16 protein-coding genes and 1 tRNA gene are annotated in these 14,680 nt (G+C 65.1%); 10 read left to right on the top strand and 7 right to left on the bottom strand.

Annotated elements, in window-relative coordinates; translation table 11 throughout:
* Positions 1 to 17: 17 nt before the first annotated feature.
* The 4 genes from NLI89_RS07050 to NLI89_RS07035 all read right to left on the bottom strand — a co-directional run bounded on the left by NLI89_RS07050 (position 18) and on the right by NLI89_RS07035 (position 4,478).
* Positions 18 to 1,313, bottom strand: a complete 1,296-nt coding sequence (locus NLI89_RS07050; protein ID WP_254686373.1) for an MFS transporter — start codon at positions 1,311 to 1,313, stop codon at positions 18 to 20.
* Positions 1,313 to 3,448, bottom strand: coding sequence for a M3 family metallopeptidase (locus tag NLI89_RS07045; protein WP_254686372.1), 2,136 nt, complete (start codon positions 3,446 to 3,448; stop codon positions 1,313 to 1,315). Before NLI89_RS07045 ends, NLI89_RS07050 begins: the two co-directional genes overlap by 1 nt.
* A gap of 106 nt (positions 3,449 to 3,554) precedes the next feature.
* Positions 3,555 to 3,749 (bottom strand): hypothetical protein, encoded by a 195-nt coding sequence (locus tag NLI89_RS07040; RefSeq protein ID WP_254686371.1) that lies wholly within the window; start codon positions 3,747 to 3,749, stop codon positions 3,555 to 3,557.
* 54 nt (positions 3,750 to 3,803) lie between these two features.
* A complete protein-coding gene (locus tag NLI89_RS07035) occupies positions 3,804 to 4,478 on the bottom strand; it encodes a Crp/Fnr family transcriptional regulator (RefSeq protein WP_439144485.1) in 675 nt (224 codons plus the stop codon).
* 173 nt (positions 4,479 to 4,651) lie between these two features.
* Here NLI89_RS07035 and gntA point away from each other — a divergent pair, with 173 nt between their 5' ends.
* Together gntA and NLI89_RS07025 are read left to right on the top strand one after the other, a co-directional pair.
* Positions 4,652 to 5,338 carry a guanitoxin biosynthesis heme-dependent pre-guanitoxin N-hydroxylase GntA gene (gntA, locus tag NLI89_RS07030; RefSeq protein WP_254686369.1) on the top strand — a complete coding sequence of 229 codons (687 nt, stop codon included), beginning with the start codon at positions 4,652 to 4,654 and terminating at the stop codon, positions 5,336 to 5,338.
* Positions 5,331 to 5,918, top strand: a complete 588-nt coding sequence (locus NLI89_RS07025) for a DUF1989 domain-containing protein (protein WP_254686368.1) — start codon at positions 5,331 to 5,333, stop codon at positions 5,916 to 5,918. The genes gntA and NLI89_RS07025 overlap by 8 nt, the downstream gene beginning before the upstream one ends.
* Positions 5,919 to 6,035: 117 nt before the next feature.
* Here the strand turns inward: NLI89_RS07025 and NLI89_RS07020 are convergent.
* Positions 6,036 to 6,120: transfer RNA gene (locus tag NLI89_RS07020), tRNA-Leu, on the bottom strand.
* Positions 6,121 to 6,186: 66 nt separating this feature from the next.
* Entirely contained in the window at positions 6,187 to 7,695 is a 1,509-nt protein-coding gene (locus NLI89_RS07015) for a YifB family Mg chelatase-like AAA ATPase (protein ID WP_254686367.1), read from the bottom strand.
* 130 nt (positions 7,696 to 7,825) lie between these two features.
* Between NLI89_RS07015 and NLI89_RS07010 the strand changes: the two genes are divergently transcribed.
* From NLI89_RS07010 to NLI89_RS06975, 8 genes are all read left to right on the top strand, one after another.
* Positions 7,826 to 8,128: a hypothetical protein gene (locus tag NLI89_RS07010; protein ID WP_254686366.1), complete on the top strand. Its 303-nt coding sequence runs from the start codon at positions 7,826 to 7,828 to the stop codon at positions 8,126 to 8,128.
* Between the two features lie 87 nt (positions 8,129 to 8,215).
* A complete protein-coding gene (gene rpmH / locus NLI89_RS07005; RefSeq protein WP_031393806.1) occupies positions 8,216 to 8,350 on the top strand; it encodes a 50S ribosomal protein L34 in 135 nt (44 codons plus the stop codon).
* 56 nt (positions 8,351 to 8,406) lie between these two features.
* The gene (rnpA, locus tag NLI89_RS07000) at positions 8,407 to 8,763 is read left to right on the top strand and encodes a ribonuclease P protein component (protein ID WP_254686365.1); all 357 of its coding nucleotides are present in this window, start codon (positions 8,407 to 8,409) and stop codon (positions 8,761 to 8,763) included.
* Between the two features lie 193 nt (positions 8,764 to 8,956).
* Complete coding sequence (yidD, locus tag NLI89_RS06995) at positions 8,957 to 9,214, top strand: membrane protein insertion efficiency factor YidD (RefSeq protein WP_254686364.1); 258 nt, start codon at positions 8,957 to 8,959, stop codon at positions 9,212 to 9,214.
* Positions 9,211 to 10,920, top strand: coding sequence for a membrane protein insertase YidC (gene yidC, locus NLI89_RS06990; protein WP_254686363.1), 1,710 nt, complete (start codon positions 9,211 to 9,213; stop codon positions 10,918 to 10,920). The genes yidD and yidC overlap by 4 nt, the downstream gene beginning before the upstream one ends.
* Positions 10,921 to 10,979: 59 nt before the next feature.
* Positions 10,980 to 11,597: a ribosome biogenesis GTP-binding protein YihA/YsxC gene (gene yihA, locus NLI89_RS06985; protein WP_056052878.1), complete on the top strand. Its 618-nt coding sequence runs from the start codon at positions 10,980 to 10,982 to the stop codon at positions 11,595 to 11,597.
* 286 nt (positions 11,598 to 11,883) lie between these two features.
* Entirely contained in the window at positions 11,884 to 13,338 is a 1,455-nt protein-coding gene (locus NLI89_RS06980; RefSeq protein WP_254686362.1) for a S41 family peptidase, read from the top strand.
* 208 nt (positions 13,339 to 13,546) lie between these two features.
* Positions 13,547 to 14,215 carry a glutathione S-transferase gene (locus NLI89_RS06975; RefSeq protein WP_254686361.1) on the top strand — a complete coding sequence of 223 codons (669 nt, stop codon included), beginning with the start codon at positions 13,547 to 13,549 and terminating at the stop codon, positions 14,213 to 14,215.
* Here the strand turns inward: NLI89_RS06975 and NLI89_RS06970 are convergent.
* A complete protein-coding gene (locus NLI89_RS06970) occupies positions 14,209 to 14,658 on the bottom strand; it encodes a cupin domain-containing protein (protein WP_254686360.1) in 450 nt (149 codons plus the stop codon). The two genes, NLI89_RS06975 and NLI89_RS06970, sit on opposite strands and share 7 nt — an antisense overlap.
* Positions 14,659 to 14,680: the final 22 nt, after the last annotated feature.

Genomic DNA, 14,680 nt, shown 5'->3' with positions numbered 1-14,680 from the left:
GAGAGGGAGCAGCAAGCTCAATCCTCCAAAATCTGGCTGTGCGTCCGCGTGTCCTTCATGCGGAGATACACGATCAGCGACACGCCGATCATCGCGGTCACATACCAGTAGAAACCGCGCTCCATGCCCTCGTTCTTCAGCCACAGCGCGACATATTCCGCCGTCCCGCCGAACATCGTGTTCGCCAGCGCGTACGGCAAAGCGACGCCCAGCGCGCGGACATGGGCCGGGAACAGCTCCGCCTTCACCACCGCGTTGATCGCGGTGTAGCCGGTCACGATGAAGAGCGAGCCCACGACAAGGCCGAACGCCAGATAGGGGTTGGTCGCGGTTTCGAGCACGGTGAAGATCGGCACCGTGCACAGCACGCCGGCAATCCCGAACCCGACCATCAGCGGTTTCCGCCCGATCCGATCCGACAACGCGCCCGCCAACGGCTGGAACGCCGCATACAGCGCCAGCGCCGCAGTCATGATCAGCGTCGCGGATTCGCGGCTGAACCCGCTCGTGTTGACCAGGAACTTCTGCATGTACGTGGTGTACGCATAGAAGGCGAGCGTACCGCCCGCGGTCAGCAGCAGCACGGTGAACGCCTCGCGCGGGTATTTGCTGAACAACAGCCACCCGCTCGATTTCGGCGTGCCGTCGGCCTTGGCGTTCTGATAGCTCTCGGTCTCGAGCAGCCCGCGGCGGATACGGAACACGACCAGCGCGAGCACGCCGCCGATCGCGAACGGAATGCGCCAGCCCCAGGCGTCGAGCTGGCCTTCGCTGAGCGTCCCCTGCAACAGCAGCAGCACGCCGAGCGCCAGCAACTGGCCGGCGATCAGCGTGACGTACTGGAAGCTGGAGAAGAAGCCGCGCCGCGACTTGCCCGCCATCTCCGACAGATACACCGCACTCGCGCCATATTCGCCGCCGACGCTGAGGCCCTGCATCAGTCGTGCGAGGATCAACAGCGCGGGTGCGATCCACCCGATCGTCGCGAACCCGGGCGTGATCGCGATCAAGAACGAGCCCGCGCACATCAGCGTCACCGACAGCGTCAGGCCCGATTTGCGCCCGTGGCGATCGGCATAGATGCCCATCACCCACGCGCCGATCGGCCGCATCAGGAAGCCGACCGCGAACACCGCAGCGACGCTCATCAACTGCGCGGTCGAATTGCCCTTGGGGAAGAAAACCGGCGCGAAATACAGCCCGAACGCCGAATAGACGTACCAGTCGAACCACTCGACGAGGTTGCCCGCCGACCCGCCGAGGATCGATTTGAGGCGGTGATTCTTCTCAGGGAGAAGTGTGCTGCTCGCCATCATTTAGCTCCCTGCGCCGCTGGTGTCGTGGCGAACCCGCGCTTCTTGAGCAGCGCGTTCACGTCAGGATCACGCCCCCGGAACGCGCGATACGCCTCGGCGCGATCGGTCTCGTTACCCGTCGACAACAGCACCTTGGCGAACTTGTCCGCGGTCGCCTTGTCCCACGGGCTGCCCGCCTCCTCGAACGCCGCGAACGTGTCGGCGTCCATCGTCTCGGACCAGAGGTAGCTATAATAGCCCGCCGAATAGCTGTCCGACGCGAACAGATGCTGGAACTGCGGCACGCGATGACGCATCACCAGCTGCTTCGGCATGCCGATCTCGGCCAGCGTCGCCGCCTCGAACTTGTCGGGATCGATCACACCGTCGGGCACGGTGTGGATCTTCATGTCGACGATCGCCGACGACAGATATTCGGTGGTCGCAAAGCCCTGGTTGAAGGTGCGCGATTTCTCGATCTTGTCGAGCAGGTCCTGCGGCATCGCCGCCTTGGTCTGGTAATGCCGCGCATATTTGTCGAGCACGTCGCGGGTCAGCAGCCAATGCTCGTTCACCTGGCTCGGATATTCCACGAAGTCGCGCGGCGTGCCGGCGAGCCCCGGATAATAGACGTTCTGGAGCATCGCGTGGATCGCATGGCCGAACTCGTGGAACAGCGTCTGCGCATCGTCGAGGCTGATCAGGATCGGTTCGCCCGGCGCGCCCTTGGCGAAGTTGTTGTTGTTCGACGACAGCACGAGCTGCGCCGGGGCAAGGTCCCGCTGGCCACGATACGTGTTCGCCCACGCGCCCGACCGCTTGCCGGTCCGCGCGAAATCGTCGCGGTAGAACAGCCCGACGTCCTTGCCGGCCTTGTCCGTCACGCTCCACACCCGCATGTTCGGCTCGAACACCGGCACCGTCCCGGTGATCTCCTTGAAGTTCAGCCCGTACAGCCGGTTGGCGGCGTACAGCGAACCCTGGATGATGTTGCCGAGCTCGAAATACGGCTTCAACTGCGCCTGATCCAGATCGTACCGGGCTTTGCGCACCTTCTCCTGGTAGAAGCGGTAATCCCACGGCTCGATCGTCAGCGATGTGCCGGCGACCTTCTGCATGTCCGCGACTTCCTCGGCGACGCGCCCCTTGGCAGCGGGCCAGACGCGCATCATCAGGTCCATCGCAGCGGCGGGCGTCTTCGCCATCGTGTCCTGCATCCGCCAATCGGCATGCGTCTTGAACCCGAGCAGGTGCGCACGATCGGCGCGCAGCTTGACGATCTGCGCGATCGTCGCATTCGTATCGTTCGCGTCGCCGTTGTCGCCGCGATTGACGAACGCACGCCACACCTTCTCGCGCAGCGCACGATCGGTGGCATAGGTCAGCACGGGATCGACCGCCGACCGCGTGTTGACGATCGCGAAGCCCGGCAGCTTCCGCTCGGCCGCCGCGGCCTTGGCGACCGCCTTCACGCTGTCGGGAAGGCCAGCGAGTTGCGCTTCGTCGGTGACCGAGATCGCCTTGCTCTCGTCGGCGAGCAGCTTCTCGCCGAACGTCGAGAACGCGGTCGCAAGCTGCTGATTATACTGCGAGAGCTGCGCCTTCTGCGCATCGTTCAGCTTGGCGCCCTGCCGCACATAGCTGTCGTAGATCCGCGTCACGAGCCGGATCTGCTGTGCGTTCAGCCCGCTGGAATTGCGCGCGTCGTAGATCGCCTGGATCCGCGCGAACAGCGGCTTGTCGAAGGTGATCGCGTCCGACGCCGCGGAGAATTTCGGCGACCATTCGCGGTCGAGCTTCTGATAGGCGGGCGTATTCATGTTGCCGGTCATCACGCCGAACAGCGTCATCACCTGGCCATAGCGCTTGCCCGCCAGCTGCATCGGCACGATCGTGTTGGCGAAAGTCGGCTTGGCCGGATTGTCGGCGATCTTGCGGTATTCCGCGGTCCGCTCGGCCAGCGTCGTCTCGAACGCCTGCGGAAACAGCTCGGGCCGCACCTTGTCCCAGGGCGGCACCCCGCCGGTCGGGCCGGTCCAGTCGGCGAGCAAGGGGTTCGCGGCGGGTGTCGTGGTGGCTGCACCAGTCTGCGCGACGACGGATGTAGACGCCATCAGCGCAACGGCACTGGCGGCGAGGTATAGAAACTGCACATGGATCTCCCGGTCGATGTACCGGGTAGCATAGAGATAAAGTTACGTAGCGGAAGCCGCGCGGGGTAATTAGCCCCCCGCCAGCCAAGCCGGGCAGATCTCCCACTCAGTCCAGCGGCAGTTCGTCCTCTTGCTGGGCCGCCGCCTGGGTCGCTGCGATCTCCGCCGCTGCGATCAACCGGCGACCGGTCTCCGCCGCCGCCTCCGGGGTCATCGCGATCGCCAACCCGACGGGCCCATCGAGCGTGACCAGACCATTCTCCGCTGCGGCCACGCCCGGTATCGTTTCCGGCTTCAACATTGTCCCGCTCCAGCTTCGTCGGTTCCGGCGGCGATCCGCTGCTGCCGGCCGCAGTCAGTCGCCTCGGGAACCATAGAGATATTGTGGTTCGAACTCCGCAACGGCTGCGAGCGCCTTACGATCCAGGATATTCACCTCACCTGCCTTGAAAGTCAGCAGATTCTTCTCGCGCAGCGCTCTCAGCACGCGGTTCACATGCACGCCGGTCAGCCCGCTCGCCTCGGCCAGATCGGGCTGCGTCATCGGCAGCATGTAGCGCCCGTCGGCAGCCATCCCGACCATTTCCAGCCGCGTATTCATCTCGCAGAACAGATGCGCGACCCGTCCTTCCGCACCGAGGCGGCCGAGCCGGAAAATCCACTCGCGGTGCATCGCCGCGTCGAGCAGCGTACTGAACCACAGCTTCTGCGTCAGATGCGGATAGCGTTCGGTGATGGTCTGCAGCGTCCGGTGTTCGAAACAGGCGATCTTCACCGGCCCCAAGGTGGCGATGTCGTGATCGAGCCGCTTCATCGGAAAGGCGTGGAGATCGACGAAATCGCCCGGCACGTGCACCGCGACGAGCTGCCGCTGGCCCTCGCGGTCGTCCATGTAGCGACAGACGAACCCTTCTAGCAGCAGCGTGCTCGTCTCGATCAGGGCGCCCGCGCGCACGATCTGCTTGCGCGCAGGCACGTGCCGCACGGATTCGATGCTGTCTTCCAGCACCTGCTTTTCTTCATCGCTCAACTCATGCCGGCCGCGCCCCATGAGAAACTTTTCCGAGATCATCCAGGCCCCTTTTCCGCGCAATGCCGTACCGCCCCGCGGCATAAAAGAACAGATCGGGATTCGTACTGATACATATCAAAGATTATGTCGCGGGCGAAACATTGGCCCCGCTCGCGGGTTCCTCCCCGACCATGTATCAGCCAATCTTCCAAAACGACCATCCCCTCGCGCGCAAGTTTATCGAAACGGTACAGGCGCCGCAATTTCCCTGCGTCGGAGCAAAGTCTGCGCTCGCCAAAGGACAGATGGATATTCTCGTCGCGCGAGACGTGCGATCTGCTTGGGATGACATGAGAATTTCCCCGGCACTGGGCGAAACCGTGCGCAAATACCGCGAAGACCGCGCGATATTTCGGACGCTCATCATCCTGTTCGAGGCCCCTGCCTTGTTGTCCGAGGAGCAGTTCGAGGCACATCTGTGGGCGCGCGCGCAGTCGCTCAGCGACAAGGATTCGTGGCTCGGCTATCGCCCCGACCCGTCGGTCAGCAGCGATCCCGACGATCCGCATTTCTCGTTGAGCTTCGCCGGCGAGGCATTCTTCGTCGTCGGTCTGCATCCGAACGCGAGCCGCCCGGCGCGTAAATTCGAATCGCCCGCGATGGTCTTCAACCTGCACGACCAGTTCGAGGTACTGCGTACCCAGCAACGCTACGACAAGCTGCGCTCGTCGATCCTGGCGCGCGATCTCGAGCTCGCCGGATCGATGAACCCGATGCTGGCGCGACATGGCGAAAGTAGCGAAGCGCGGCAGTATAGCGGCCGCGTGGTCGACGATTCCTGGAAATGCCCTTTCAAGCGAGGTGACGCGCATGGCTGACATCAAGACGATCCCGCCGCGCTCGGGCGCCGGCTTCACGCTCGACAAAGGGCAGACGCTGACGGTGATCGATCCCGAGGGTCGCCAGGTGTCGGACCTGCTCGCGTATAATCGCGCCGACGTCAGAGAGGCGATCTCGTCGGGGCGGACGCTCGACTATGCGAGCCGGCTGTACCTGACGACCGGCGACCTCCTATATTCGAACCGCAGCAATGTGATGCTGGAGATCGTATCCGACGATGTCGGCCGGCACGATTTCCTGCTGACGCCGTGCTCGAAGGAAACCTTCGCGATCATCTACGGCGATACCGATCCGCACCGAGGCTGCTTCGGTAATCTCGCCGAAGCTCTTGCGCCGTGGCAAATCGAACCCGACCAGATCCCGGTGGCGTTCAACTGCTTCATGAACGTGCCGATCAACGGCGAGACCGGGGAGTTCACCGTCGAACCGCCGCTGAGCAAGGCCGGCGACACGATCGTCTTCCGCGCCGCGATGGACCTGGTGATCGGCATGACCGCCTGCTCGGCGCTGCAATCCAATGGCGGCAGCTTCAAGCCGATCCAGTACCGGATCGACTGAGGCGTCGAGAGTGGACATATCCGGGAGATCTGTTCGCGGCGAAATCCTAGTAAGGACACGATCTCTATTCCCGCTCGCACGGCGGAAGCCGAAAGCGCGTTTCGTGCGAAGAAGAGATGGTGCCCCTGGCCGGAATCGAACCAGCATGCCTTGCGGCAACCGATTTTGAGTCGGTCGCGTCTACCAATTTCGCCACAGGGGCAGCGGCGGGTTGGCTAGACGAAGCTTTCCTCCGCCGCAAGCCATCTCGGCGAGGAATTATGGCCGTTCAGTTTCTTGGCGGCTGGCGGCGATAGCTGAGCGCTTCGGCGATGTGGATGCGGGTGACGGTTTCGCTACCGGCGAGATCGGCGATGGTGCGGGCGACGCGGAGGATGCGGGTGTAGCCCCGCGCGGTCAGGCGCATCGCTTCGGCCGCCTGGGCGAGCAGCTTGCGACCGGGTTCGTCGGGAGTGGCGACGGCATCGAGCAATGCGCCATCCGCCTCCGCATTCGTCCGAACCGGATGGTCGCGATAGCGGGCGGACTGGATCGCGCGGGCGGCGGCGACCCGGGCGGAAACCTCGGCCGAGCCTTCGGTCGGCGGCGGCAGGATCAGGTCGGCGGCGCTGACCGCCTGGACGTCGATGTGAAGGTCGATCCGGTCGAGCAAAGGCCCGGACACCTTTGCCTGATAGTCCGCGGCACATTTGGGGGCTCTCGCACAGGCCAGGCTCGCATCGCCGAGGTGGCCGCAACGACACGGGTTCATGGCCGCGATCAACTGTACACGAGCGGGGAACGTGACGTGTGCGTTGGCGCGGGCGACGCTGACCGTGCCAGTTTCCAGCGGCTGGCGGAGCGAATCGAGAACGGCACGCTGGAACTCCGGGAGTTCGTCGAGGAACAGGACGCCGAGATGCGCGAGGCTGACTTCACCCGGCTTCACTTTCAGTCCCCCGCCGGTGAGCGCCGCCATCGACGCAGAATGATGTGGCGCACGAAACGGCCGCGTACGAGTCAGGCGACCGCCAGTGAGCGTGCCAGCAACCGACTGGACCATCGACACTTCAAGTGCTTCGGCCGGGTCGAGCGGCGGCAGGATGCCGGGAAGGCACGACGCCATCAGCGACTTTCCCGAGCCTGGCGGGCCTACCATCAGCAGATTATGCGACCCCGCCGCGGCGATCTCCAGCGCGCGCTTGGCGGTCTCCTGCCCCTTCACCTGTCGCAAGTCCGGACCGTGATCGGCAGCTTCGGCGATTCCCGGCTTGGGTGGGCTAAGCAGGCCATGACCCTTGAAGTGGTTGAGCAAAGCCAGCAGGTCCGGTGCGGCGATCACCTCGATCTCGCCGGCCCAAGCCGCTTCCGAGCCTTGCGCCGCGGGGCAGACGAGGCCCTTCCCCACTTCCGACGCATGAAGCGCCGCCAACAATACGCCGGGCGATGCGGTAATCCGCGCGTCGAGGCCCAGTTCGCCGACAATCACGTAATCCGCCAGCGCCTCGGCATCGACCACCCCCATCGCGGCGAGCAGCGCCAGCGCGATGGGTAGATCGAAATGCGATCCTTCTTTTGGGAGATCGGCCGGCGACAGGTTCACCGCGATGCGCTTCGGCGGCAGCGACAGCCCCATCCCGGCGATCGCGCCGCGCACGCGTTCGCGACTTTCGCCGACCGCCTTGTCCGCCAGACCGACCACGTTGAACGCGGGAAGTCCTGGAATCAGTTGGACTTGCACCTCGACCGCACGCGCTTCGAGCCCCAGATACGCCACCGTCGCCACGATCGCCGCCATGCCCGCTCCCCCGCGACACGACGTCACGCCTTATTCATACCCGATTTGCCATGTCTGCAAGGACGCGCGGCGCAACGCCGCCGATCCCCGCCGTCTTGCCATCCTAATACACCGGACCCACATGCCTTCCGTGAAAGCAGTCCGCTCCCCCGTTCTCCGCTTCGGCCAACTGGTGCTCGGGATAATGTTGATCCTGAGCGCACCGATTCTCGCGCCGCTGCCGGGACCGGCGGGAATATTCCTGTTCGCGGGCGGCATGGTGCTGGTGCTGCGCAATTCGCGCTGGGCGCGGCTGAAATGGGCGCGGCTCAAGCGACACTGGCCGCGAACCGGGCATTTCGTCGATCGGATGATGCGGCGACAGAGCGCGATGCGGCGCCACGAGCGGGCGAAGGCGTCGAAAAGCGCCGCTGCAAAGGCGGGTGCGAATTGACTTACCGCCGCCCTTTCCGTAAGCGCCCAGCCATCAAGGCCGTCCCCGTGGCGGCCGTTTTCTATTTGATGACCTAGGGAATGACCAATGAAGCGGACCTTTCAACCGAGCAACCTGGTACGCGCACGCCGTCACGGCTTCCGCGCACGGATGGCGACGGTCGGCGGCCGGGCAGTGATCCACGCACGCCGCGCCCGCGGTCGCAAGAAGCTGTCGGCCTAACGATTCTCGACAAACGCCGCGATTTTCTCGCGGCGAATGCGGGGAAGCGCGCACCGATGCCGGGATTCGTCCTGCTCATGCGCCCCCGCGACGACGGTGACGAGACGATGCGAATCGGTTTCACTGTCACCAAGAAGATCGGCAACGCCGTCGTCCGGAACCGCATGAAACGGCGGTTGCGGGCGTTGGCGCGTGAGCTATTGCCGGAGCGCGGCGTTGCCGGGGCCGATCATGTCTTGATCGGGCGCAACGGCGGGGTCGAGCGGGACTTTGCGTTGCTGCGGAGCGAGCTTGGCAAGGCGTTCCGCAAGGTGACGCCGCAAGCTGCTGCTACCACCTCAGCACACACCACCGCCCCAGCCCCTGCCTCCACCCCGGCGGAGGCCGGGGCCCAATTGGGAAAGCGGCCGTGATGAATGGCTGCGCCTCGTTACCGATGTCCCCCAATTGGGCCCCGGCCTTCGCCGGGGTGGTGCCGGGGTTGGGATGGTGGAAGAACGAGCGTTACTCGCCACCTTCTCCCCGCTCCTTGATCTCCCGCGAAGGCGGGAGCCCGGTCTGGGTCCCCGCCTTCGCGGGGAAACACTCTGACGCGTCGGCTTTGACATGCTAGCCCGCCTCCTCATCCTCATCGCGCGCGCATGGCAACTCGGGCCTTCCCTCGTCCTGCCGTCGAGCTGCCGCTACGATCCTTCGTGTTCAGCCTATGCAATAGAGGCCGTTGGGCGCTATGGCGCGCTCAAGGGGGGCTGGTTGGCGGCGAAGCGCATCGCGCGTTGCCATCCGTGGGGCGGGTACGGACCTGACCCGGTTCCCGACCACGACTCAGACATCGACAAGAAATTGAAAGACGCCGCCCTGTGAAAGACGACAAGCAGAATTTCGTGCTGTTCGCGGTGATCGCGGCGCTGATCCTGTTCGGCTGGCCGCTGATCCAGGGCAAGTTCTTTCCGACCGCGAATCCGCCGGTCACGAAGATCGAGGGCGGCAAGTCCAAGCCTGTGGCGAACCCCGCCGCCGATCCGGCCGCGGACGGCGCCGCCGCGATCGGCGACCGCAACGCGGTGATCGCCAGCACCCCGCGCATCCGCATCGAGACGCCGCGCGTCTCGGGTTCGATCAACCTGAAGGGCGCGCGGATCGACGATCTCGTGCTCAAGGGCTATGACGAGACGGTCGCGAAGAACTCGCCGCCGATCCGCCTGCTCTCGCCCGCCGGTGCGCCGGACGCCTATTTCGCGAGCTTCGGCTGGCGTGCGCAGGGCCTCGCCCCGCCCGCCGCCGATGCCGTCTGGACCGCCTCGGGCGCGACGACGCTGACGCCGACCACGCCGGTCACGCTCGACGCGACCAACGCCACCGGTCAGCGCTTCCGCATCCAGATCGCGGTCGACCAGGATTACATGTTCACGGTCCGCCAGACCGTCCTCAACGCCGGCACTGCGCCCGTTCCCGTCGCCACCTACGGTCTCGTCAACCGCGTCGGCATCTCGAAGGATCCGTCGTCGATGACGATCCATGTCGGGCCGATGTCGGTCGACAATGGCGGCGCGCATTACCGCCCCGACTACAAGGACATCGACGAGGCCGCGCAGAAGTTCACGACGACCGGCGGCTGGCTCGGCTTCACCGACAAATACTGGCTGACCGCGCTCGTCCCCGATCAGGGCCAGGCGTTCGACGGCCAGTTCCGCGCCGGCGCCAACAAGGCCTATCAGGCCGATTACGCGCTCCAGCCCAAGCAGGTCGCACCGGGCCAGTCGATCACGCAGGTCTCGCGCTTCTTCGCCGGCGCCAAGGAAGTCCGCCTGCTCGATCGCTACACCGACCAGGCCGGCGGCGTCGCCAAGCTCGATTATGCGATCGACTGGGGTTGGTTCCGCATCGTCGAGAAGCCGATCTTCTACTATCTCGACTGGCTGTTCCGCATGGTCGGAAACTTCGGCGTCGCGATCATCCTGCTGACGGTGACGATCCGCGGCCTGTTGTTCCCGGTCGCGCAGCGTCAGTTCAAGTCGATGGCCGCCATGCGCGCGGTGCAGCCTAAGGCGAAGGCGATCCAGGAGAAGTACAAGGACGACAAGGTCCGAATGCAGCAGGAGACGATGGCGCTTTACAAGGCGGAAGGCGTCAACCCGCTCGCCGGTTGCGCGCCGACGCTGCTTCAGATCCCGATCATGTACGCGCTCTACAAGGTGCTGATGCTGACGATCGAAATGCGTCACCAGCCGTTCGTCGCGTGGATCCGCGATCTGTCCGCGCCCGATCCGCTGACTCCGCTCAATCTGTTCGGCCTGCTGCCGTTCACGCCGCCGCACATGATCGCGATCGGCATCGTGCCGATCATCCTGGGCATCAGCATGTACTTCCAGTTCAAGCTGAACCCGACGCCGATGGACGACACCCAGAAGCAGGTCTTCAAGCTGCTGCCATGGGTCCTGATGTTCGTGATGGCGCCGTTCGCGGTTGGCCTCCAGGTGTACTGGATCACGTCGAACGTCCTGACGATCATCCAGCAGAAGCTGCTCTACGCCCGCCATCCGGGCCTCCAAGTGCCGGTGACCAAGTGAACGACGTTCCTAACCTGGGCCCGGACCTCGATCCTACCGACGCGCCGTTCACGCCCGAGATGCTGGAGCATGCGCGCAAACTGTTCGCGGGGCATGTCGGCTTCCTGAAGTCGGCGCCGACGCTTGAGTTCCTGCCCGATGCGTCGGTGCCGGAAGTGGCGTTTGCCGGCCGCTCGAACGTCGGCAAGTCGTCGCTGTTGAACGCGCTCACCGGACGCAACTCGATGGCACGCACGTCGAACACGCCGGGTCGTACGCAGGAGCTGAACTTCTTCGATGTCGGCGCGCCGCTCGCGTTCCGCCTCGTCGATATGCCGGGCTACGGCTTTGCCAAGGCGCCCAAGGACGTCGTCAAGAAATGGCGCTTCCTGATCAACGATTTCCTGCGTGGTCGTGACGTGTTGAAGCGCGCACTCGTGCTGATCGACTCGCGTCACGGCATCAAGGACGTGGACCGCGAGATCCTGGAGATGCTCGACAAGGCCGCGGTCAGCTATCGCATGGTCCTGACCAAGGCCGATAAGATCAAGGCGTCCGAGCTTGTCGAGGTCACCGAGCGCACCGCGATCGAGGCGCGCAAGCGTCCGGCCGCGCATCCCGATATTCTCGTCACGTCGAGCGAATACGGCATGGGTATCCCCGAACTCCGCGCGGCAGTCGTCGAAGCAGTCAGCTGATCCGCAACATCCATAACTGACGATCCTCCCCCGGCAGGGGGAGGTCGCAGATACGAGAAGCCGCGCGTTCCAAGCGGAATAGCGCCTGAACGCGCAGTCACTGCGGGCCTGTCCCGCATAGCACCACTCGACCGTGGCCGGCACCCAAGATCAGCAGGCCGAAACCGCCGCCGATGCCGCGGATCGATCACAGCAATCTGTTTCAACGACATCGAACCAATCTTCCGTTTCACGGCTGACATTATCCGTCGAACTTCGTAGCTTTCCCGCAATGGGGGAGAATGTAATGCGTAAGCGTTTCGGGGCGATTCTGGCGTTGACGGCCATGCTGGCGGGCTGCGGGGGTAGCGATGGCGGCTCCAGCACGACCGGAGGTGGATCGACGGCCAGCCCGGCTCCTGTGCCGACCCCGACCCCGACGACGACCGCGGGATGCTCGGTGCGCGAACGCCAGGACTGGGCCGCCGCACAACTGCGCGAATGGTATCTGTTCCCCGACACCCTGCCCGCCAGCCTGAACGCCGCATCCTACGCCAATGTCGACGATTATATCGACGCGCTGACCGCAACGGCGCGGGCGCAGCGCAAGGATCGCTATTTCACGTACCTGACGTCGATCAAGGAAGAGACCGCCTATTACACCTCGGGGTCGAGCGCCGGGTTCGGCATCCGGTTCGCACTGGACCAGACCGGTCAGCGCCTGTTCGCCGCCGAGTCGTTCGAAGGCGCGCCCGCGCTGGCGGCAGGGATCGATCGCGGCACCGAAATCCTCGCGGTCGGCACGACGTCGAGCAACCTGAGCACCGTCGCCTCAATCATCAGCGCGGGGGGAACCGCAGCGTTGACCACGGCGCTCGGGCCCGACACCGCCGGCACCACGCGCGTGCTGCGCATCGCCGATGCAGCAGGTACGCGCACCGTGACGGTGGCGAAGACGGACTTCACGCTGCTGCCGGTCTCGACGCGCTACGGGGCCAAGATCATCGACGATTCCGGCCAACGCGTCGGCTACATCAACCTGCGCACGTTCATCTCCACCGCCGAGCCTGCACTCAAGGCCGCCTTTGCCGACTTCCGCGCCAAGGGGGTGACGAAGGTCATCATCGACCTGCGCTACAACGGGGGTGGGCTGGTCGCGACGGCGGAGTATCTCGGCGACCTGCTCGGCGGCGCGCGATCGACATCGGAGGTCTTCGACTACACGACCTTCCGGACGGAGAAGGCGTCGAACAACACCACGCGTTTCTTCTCGCCCCAACCCGAATCGATCGCGCCGACGCGGATCGCGTTCATCGGTACCGGTGGCACCGCGTCGGCGAGCGAACTCGTGATCAACGCATTCACCCCCTATCTCCACTCGAGTTCCGCGCTGATCGGGACGAACACGTACGGCAAGCCCGTCGGCCAGATCGCGCTCGACAAGCCGGCCTGCGACGATCGCCTGCGCGTGGTCGCGTTCGCGACGCAGAACGCGGCGCGCAACGGCAATTATTATGACGGACTGGCGACGACGGTGGAGGCCACCTGCCGGGCCGACGACGATATCGGCTATCCGCTCGGCGATTCGCGCGAAGCCTCGACCCGTCGGGCCCTGGATTTCCTCGCGGGCCGCACCTGCTCCGCGATCACCGCCGACGTGACGGCCCAATCCACCGCCCGGACCACCGCGCTGGTCCGCAAGGACCTGTTGATGCCCGATGCCCCCAACGTCGCGCAACGCATGGTCCCAGGTTCGTTCTAGGGCGCAACCACGTCCTTGTGCCCAGGTGCTGCGGACACACGGCGTGCGGGTGATCGATCTTCGGTAGATGCACGGTCGAAGGCGGTGGCGCCGGCCGCGCTCGCGACGCTACATCGGATCATGCCGCGCGAGATCCGATCGCAAGCCGACACGCCAATCCGCATCGGCGGCGTTGCCGCGGCGCCCCTGCCCCGCTAGTCCACGGCGCATGAAACTGATCATCGGCAACAAGGCCTATTCCTCCTGGTCGCTGCGCGGCTGGCTCGCATGCAAGCAGTCGGGGCTGCCGTTCGAGGAGGTGGTCGTGCCGATGTACGACGCCGATTGGGAAATGCGCCGCTCCGGCGACGAGTTCGCGCCGTCGTCGGGCAAGGTGCCGATCCTGTGGGACGGCGACGCGGTCGTGTGGGACAGCCTCGCGATCGTCGACTATCTCGCCGACAAGGTCGGGCGCGAGCGCTTCTGGCCCGAGGACAATGCCGCGCGGGCGATGGCGCGGTCGATGGCGGCCGAGATGCATTCGAGCTTTGCCGCGCTGCGTCGCAAGCACAGCATGAACGTCCGCCAGGTGTTCCCGGCGCGCGCCCCCGACGACGACGTGCTCGCCGAGCTGCAGCGGATCATGGAGATCTGGGCACAGGCCCGCGCGCGCTTCGGCGGCGGCGGCGATTTCCTGTTCGGCCAGTTCGGCGCGGCGGACATCATGTTCGCGCCGGTCGTCACGCGGATCGTCACCTACCAGCTGCCGATCGCGCGCTTTGCCGCCGGCTACATGCAGGCGATGTTCGAACATCCCTTCATGCAGGACTGGATCGCGGCCGCGCAGGAAGAGGAATGGGTGCTCGAGCAATATGAGCAGCCCGTGGCAGCTCAATAGGGCGTCCCGTCGCGATGCACCTCTCCTGTTTCCGGCGAATAGAGCAGGTCGATATCGGGATAGGTCACCAACGACGCCTCCGGCACGCCGAGCGCGAGCAGTACGCAATCGGCGTCGCTCTCGTTGATCAGGTGATGGCCGTTCCCGTCGCCCTTGGGGAAGACCGCGATGTCGCCGGTTCGCATCGGATGCCGACCATCGTCGTCGATCAGAATCGCCTCGCCCGCGAGGATGACGACGATCTCGTCCTCGCCCGCGTGCCAGTGACGCTGCGACGACCAGGTGCCGGGGGACAGCACGACATGGTTCGCCGCCCAGTCGGTCGCGCCGCCGGCGCGTGCGATGTCGCGGATGACGCGGCCGGCGGCCGGCTCGTCGAAGGGTGGCGGATAATCGCTGCCGATTTTCACGGGCGCGATGCGGGCGATATCGATCCTGGGCATGAAGGAACAACGGCGATGGCAG

Source organism: Sphingomonas faeni, from assembly GCF_024273235.1.
GTDB lineage: Bacteria > Pseudomonadota > Alphaproteobacteria > Sphingomonadales > Sphingomonadaceae > Sphingomonas > Sphingomonas faeni_A.
This window is presented reverse-complemented; position numbering and strand designations above follow the sequence as displayed.